This is a genomic window from Sporosarcina sp. ZBG7A (assembly GCF_000813425.1).
Taxonomy (GTDB): domain Bacteria; phylum Bacillota; class Bacilli; order Bacillales_A; family Planococcaceae; genus Sporosarcina.
In genome coordinates, this window is record NZ_JWIB01000063.1 from 1 (window position 1) to 5,847 (window position 5,847).

Sequence of the window (5,847 nt, forward strand, 5' to 3'; positions counted from 1 at the left end):
GGTGACGGTTTTGTTATTTTGCAGAACTATCTAGATCACTCCATATGCTGAAGTGCTTTTGCTACGGACACTGTTCTCTTCGCTTGGTAATCTACAGCTGCTTGAATGGCTTTACGGTCTGTCTTCATTTCACCGTCCGGGCCAACAGCGACACTTGTTCCGTATGGGTTACCTCCCGCTGCAAATAACACAGGATCTGTATACCCGGGTGCTACAACAATTGCTCCCCAATGGTACATCGTCGTATAGAGTGATAAAATCGTTGCCTCTTGCCCACCGTGTTCGTTTTGTGCGGATGACATCGCGCTTACTGCCTTGTTGGCGAGTTTGCCTTGTGCCCATAGACCTCCAACAGTGTCGATGAAGCTTTGCACTTGTCCAGGAATATTACCAAAGCGTGTTGGAATGCTAAAAATGATTGCATCCGCCCATTCCAAGTCTTCCGGTGTCACTTCTGGAATATCTTGCGTTGCGTCATGATGTTTTTTCCACGCTGCATTCGATTCGATTGCAGCTGCTGGTGCCGTTTCTTTCACTTTCAACATCTTCACTTCAGATCCTGCTTCTTCAGCGGCTGCTGCCGCCCATTCAGCTAGCTGATGATTCGTGCCCGTTGAACTGTAGTAAACGATTGCTGTTTTTGTCATATTTATCTCTCCCTTTTATCTTGAATAGAATGATGCTGTCACAATAGGTAACTGAGTTAATTGATATTGGAAAAACGCCAATACTGATAAGCCGTAACTCCACTCATATAAGCAAGTCCTTCACTTCTGCTTTGATGAACAGGAATCCATCGATTGGTTTCCCCTTTTCTTAAATAGATTTCATGATTCGGTGACTGGTCATGGAAACCAGTGAGGTCATACGTTCCATTCCTTCTTAGGACTGCCTGGACTTCATAGTTTATATCTGGAGCTGTCGTCAATGGGTTGCCCACTGCGTGTTCTAAGTTAAATCTCGTTTCATCTCTTCCATAATCAAACTTTTTCATAATAATTTTTTTATCGGATGCCGTTTCGCGGTCGCGTATTTTTTTATCCAATCCATAGGCAACACTTTCACCTATTCTTTTTGTGAACGTAAGGGGATCATCCGGGTTGTTCGTATGGATTTCAATGTCTACAAAAGTTCGAAAGGCATCGGACTCCGGGTCAAATTGTCGATCGTCACCTTTAAAATACCGATTAGGGGATAGTACATTCGGGTTCTCAACTAGGTCGGCCTCAAGAAACGTTTTGTATCGGAAGTTCCATTGGTTGACGGTTGCTGGTTTTTGATAATCATAAATTGAAGTCAATAACGCAGAGGGGCTATCAATAGATTTCAACATCGTGAACCCTTCAATGTAGGCTGGTTTTTCCTTGTCTTTTGGTAAAAACAATCCCAAGGCTTTAGCGATGAAAGATCTCGCATTGTTGAATGTCACTTCAGATTGAACAATGGACCGCTCACAATAGATCGCGTACGTAATTGGTTCATCCATCGTAAAGTCCCTGTCGATAAATCGATTAGTATCCACCTGGTCTAGCTGTTCTCCATTGCGATAAATGATATACGTCTCTGTGTCACTCAAACGTTCCCAAGACAATGCGATTTGAGTTCTAGCGATGATTGTCGTCGTGACAAGTGACTGAAGAGGATTGCTTTTGTTTTTCTCCATGGAAAATGTGGAAGTCTGCATGACGACCACGTCCTTCACTTCATCATTTACATATCGTTCGATTGTATATTTATAAAACGTGTCCGCTAAAAGATCAGTATCTTGAAAATCAGGGGATGTACCTTCATAAATGTGCTCGCCGTCTTTATACACGTGGTACATTCCACCTGCATCATCCCACTCAAATGCAATTCGACCAACTTCATGGGTGACAGATGTGATTTCAAAGCGATCCGGCATGTACATGGCCTCCTTTCACGTAGTAGTTGTATTTTGCCCTTATTGCCAATTTTTAAAACTATGATATAGTGAGGGAGAAAACTGAAAACGATTGCCCACTGGGGGAGTCTTTGTAAAAGACTGAGACGCGTATAGATATGCGGACCCTTGGAACCTGATCTGGCTCATACCAGCGGAGGGAAGTGGATCGCACATGGACGAGTCTAGTTCTTTATAGATTCCTTGAAATTTCCTATTACGCGAGCCGCTCCTTCGACTGATGAGTCGATAGGGGTGGCTTTTTTTCGGTTCATTCATCGAAAGGGGCGGTTTTAAATGACATTTTGTGAAGAAGTTCGTGAGCTTTGTAATGAAAGCTGGGAGGCTAGTTTTAACCATCCGTTTGTTCAACACTTGGCAGCTGGGACACTACCTGAAGACATTTTCAGATTTTACGTTCTCCAAGATTCGTATTACTTGAAGCATTTTGCAAAAGTCCATGCACTGGCTGCTGTGCAAGCAAAAGATTTAGCAACAACTCAACGCTTTGCACAGCATGCGGAAGAAACATGTGGGGCTGAGATTTCGCTGCACGAAGGATTCTTTGAATTACTCGACGTTACTGATGAAGTCCTCAACTCGTTTGAGGCAGCGCCAACAGCTTATGCCTACACTTCTCATCTGTACCGAACAGCTATGAATGGGGACATTGCGGATACGCTAGCAGCACTACTCCCCTGCTATTGGTTGTATTACGAAATTGGTGAACGATTGAAAAACGCTACGCCAAATCATCCCATTTACGATAAGTGGATCGCGACATACGGATCCGAATGGTTTGAAGAAGCGACCCGCGAACAAATTAACCGCATGAATGAGCTGGCGGATTCTGTTTCATTAGAAAAACGTGAAGAATTGAAAGCCCACTTCGTGAAAAGCAGCCATTACGAATTGCAATTCTGGGAAATGGCTTGGACTCAACAAAAGTGGGCAGTCGATTCTAAAACGGAGGTAAAGCTTTGATGCGACAGCATACCATTCTCACAGACCTGAGACGGACCAAACCTTTAGTACACTGCATCACGAATATTGTGGTGGCTAATTTCCAGGCGAATGGCTTGTTGGCTCTCGGAGCTTCTCCAATTATGGCGGATTCCTTGGAAGAAGCTGCAGATATCGCTGCAGTTTCTTCTTGTACCCTTCTGAACATAGGGACACTAGATTCGACAACTGTCGATTCGATGATTGCTGCTGGAAGGAGTGCTGTACAACATGGACATCCCCTCGTGCTTGACCCTGTAGGTGCGGGTGCAACTGGATTTCGTAAGCAAACAGTTGATCACCTGTTAGACACGTTGGATTTTACACTGATCCGAGGAAATGCAGGCGAAATTGCAGCGATTGCTGGTGTTGCATGGAATGCCAAAGGTGTTGACGCCGGAAGTGGTGACGTTGATATTACAGATGCAGCAAAGCAAGTTGCCCGACAGAATAACTGTTTAGTCGCTGTAACGGGTGAAACGGATCTGGTTACTGATGGAGAACGAGTGATTCGGATATCTGGCGGACATGAACTTATGACGCTTGTAACCGGTTCAGGGTGTCTCCTCAGTGCAGTGGCTGGAGCATTTTTAGCAGTTAGTCATGGGGATACCCTTCAAACAGTAGCTGAGAGTCTTGCATTCTATAAAAAGTCTGGAGAAATCGCAGCTGAACAGTCATTTGGCCCTGGCGATTTTGCTATGAACTTTTTAAATACGCTTCATTCCATAGAATCTCAAGATGTTGCCGACAATCAATTCCAGTACGAACAGGAGGTGATTTCGTGACCTCAGTAGCGTTAACGATTGCGGGTTCTGATAGTGGCGGCGGCGCGGGCATTCAAGCGGATTTGAAAACGTTTCAGGAACTCGGAGTCTTTGGTACGTCAGCACTGACTGCGATTACCGCGCAAAACACACTTGGTGTGCACGCTGTACAGCCAGTTGATGCAGGGATTGTTGCAGCACAAATACAGGCGGTGCTCACTGATTTTTCGGTAAATGCGATTAAGACCGGCATGTTATTCTCTGCTGAAATTATTGAGACAATCGCGATTGAATTAAGGGGATATCCAACAATTCCTTTGGTCATCGACCCTGTCATGATCGCAAAGGGAGGCGCTTCTTTGTTGCAGAACGAGGCAGTTGTAGCATTAAAAAATCACTTACTCCCTGTAGCGACGCTCATTACACCGAATATTCCAGAAGCAGAAGTATTGACGGGTCAAACAATTTGTTCAGAAAGTGATATGGAACTCGCTGCGAATACACTGCTTTCCATGGGAGCTTCTGCAGTTCTATTAAAAGGTGGCCATCTTGAAGATGTTCCTTATGCGGAAGATTTGTTCATGACAGCAAGTGGAGAGCACTTTTTAATGCGATCCAAGCGGATTGTGACGCAGCATACACACGGAACGGGTTGTACGTTTGCAGCGGCGATTACTGCGGAGTTAGCGAAGGGTCATTCATTGGGAGAAGCGGTTGTAACAGCAAAGCATTTTATACAACTAGCGATTGAGGACGGAATTGAGCTTGGGCATGGGCATGGACCTACGAATCATGCAGCATTCCGGAAGAGTGGTCAGTTGAAGACTAAGGAGGTGGAACTTATTGAGAGACGTTGACTTACGTGTGTATTTTATTATGGGTTCGTTTAACGCTCCTAATGGGGATCCCTTACAAGTGCTTGAACAAGCGTTACACGGCGGGATTACGTGCTTTCAATTACGCGAAAAAGGACCGGATGCGTTGCAAGGGATTGAAAAACTGGCATTCGCAAAAAGTTGCCAGCAGTTATGTAAGGCATTTGGAGTCCCATTCATTGTGAATGATGATGTGGAGCTTGCAGTTCTGATTGACGCTGATGGTGTACATGTTGGTCAAGAAGACTTATCTGCATCTGTGGTACGCAGTAAAATCGGTACAGAGAAATTGTTAGGGGTTTCGGTACATTCCGTTGTAGAAGCAACCATTGCTCTCGCTACTGGAGCAGACTACATAGGGATGGGACCCGTGTATCAAACCGTTTCCAAATCAGATGCGAGGTCAGTGTCAGGTACTTCAAAGATTTCAGAAGTGGCTGCAATCTTTCCCGAACTTCCGATTGTCGGCATTGGTGGGATTACCGCAACTAATTTGGACGTTGTGATGAAAAGCGGAGCATCTGGAGTTTCCGTCATTTCAGCAATTGCGCGTGCAAAGAATCCAGAAGCAGCTGCTCGTTCAATCGTTGAGGCAGTTCAGCATGTCGAGGTGAGTATCTAATGGGTACACGCAAACTAGCAATCATGGGGTTACTCGTTTCGATTGCGGTTGCAGGTTCCGTATTTGTTTCTTTCCCTGCTGGAATAGCGCGAGCATATCCGATTCAGCATGCCGTTAACGTGGCTGCCGCTGTATTTCTCGGTCCCGTTCCTGCAATTATGATTGCTTTCGTGACTGCGGTTATCCGAATTCTAACAGGAACAGGATCATTGCTCGCATTTCCAGGCGGAATGATAGGTGCAGTCTTTGCTGGCATTCTGTTTCAGAAAACTGGTCGAGTTTGGACAGCCGCGGTAGGAGAGATGATTGGAACTGGTCTCATCGCTTCTCTGTTTGCAGTACCATATGCTGCTATTTTGATGGGAACGTCCGTGGGGGCTTTCTTCTTCCTCCCCCCTTTCCTCGTTTCCAGCGTGAGCGGGGCAATTATTGGTGGGGTTCTTGCGGCACGTTTGCTGCACCATCCAATTGGAAGACGACTACAACATTTGTGAATAAATACTGCTGGACTGTGAGCTATTGGCGTTACTGTCCGGCAGTTTTTTGTTTTAGATGGTTGTGGTTTATTTGTGGATGTTTATGCGGACTAGGTTTATGAGCACTTTCCCACTTTTATGATCACTTCTCATGCTTTATGAGTACTTTCCTGCTTTTATGATC

The 5,847-nt window shown here is 45.2% G+C and carries 7 protein-coding genes and 1 riboswitch; of the genes, 5 read left to right on the top strand and 2 right to left on the bottom strand.

The window, feature by feature from the left end:
• Positions 1-35: 35 nt before the first annotated feature.
• Both wrbA and RL70_RS16795 read right to left on the bottom strand, forming a co-directional pair.
• Positions 36-647: an NAD(P)H:quinone oxidoreductase gene (gene wrbA / locus RL70_RS16790; RefSeq protein ID WP_039044544.1), complete on the bottom strand. Its 612-nt coding sequence runs from the start codon at positions 645-647 to the stop codon at positions 36-38.
• A 56-nt stretch (positions 648-703) separates the two neighbouring features.
• Positions 704-1,903 (bottom strand): DUF3238 domain-containing protein, encoded by a 1,200-nt coding sequence (locus tag RL70_RS16795; RefSeq protein ID WP_039044545.1) that lies wholly within the window; start codon positions 1,901-1,903, stop codon positions 704-706.
• 90 nt (positions 1,904-1,993) lie between these two features.
• A riboswitch (TPP riboswitch) is annotated at positions 1,994-2,101 on the top strand.
• Positions 2,102-2,218: 117 nt separating this feature from the next.
• Between RL70_RS16795 and tenA the strand changes: the two genes are divergently transcribed.
• Genes tenA through thiW form a run of 5 tightly spaced genes read left to right on the top strand, consistent with a single transcriptional unit; the run spans position 2,219 to position 5,681 of the window.
• Positions 2,219-2,905, top strand: a complete 687-nt coding sequence (gene tenA / locus RL70_RS16800) for a thiaminase II (protein WP_039044546.1) — start codon at positions 2,219-2,221, stop codon at positions 2,903-2,905.
• Entirely contained in the window at positions 2,905-3,711 is an 807-nt protein-coding gene (gene thiM, locus RL70_RS16805) for a hydroxyethylthiazole kinase (protein ID WP_039044547.1), read from the top strand. Before tenA ends, thiM begins: the two co-directional genes overlap by 1 nt.
• Positions 3,708-4,547, top strand: coding sequence for a bifunctional hydroxymethylpyrimidine kinase/phosphomethylpyrimidine kinase (gene thiD / locus RL70_RS16810; protein ID WP_039044548.1), 840 nt, complete (start codon positions 3,708-3,710; stop codon positions 4,545-4,547). The genes thiM and thiD overlap by 4 nt, the downstream gene beginning before the upstream one ends.
• The gene (thiE, locus tag RL70_RS16815) at positions 4,534-5,187 is read left to right on the top strand and encodes a thiamine phosphate synthase (RefSeq protein WP_039044549.1); all 654 of its coding nucleotides are present in this window, start codon (positions 4,534-4,536) and stop codon (positions 5,185-5,187) included. Before thiD ends, thiE begins: the two co-directional genes overlap by 14 nt.
• Positions 5,187-5,681, top strand: a complete 495-nt coding sequence (gene thiW / locus RL70_RS16820) for an energy coupling factor transporter S component ThiW (protein WP_052246023.1) — start codon at positions 5,187-5,189, stop codon at positions 5,679-5,681. The genes thiE and thiW overlap by 1 nt, the downstream gene beginning before the upstream one ends.
• Positions 5,682-5,847: the final 166 nt, after the last annotated feature.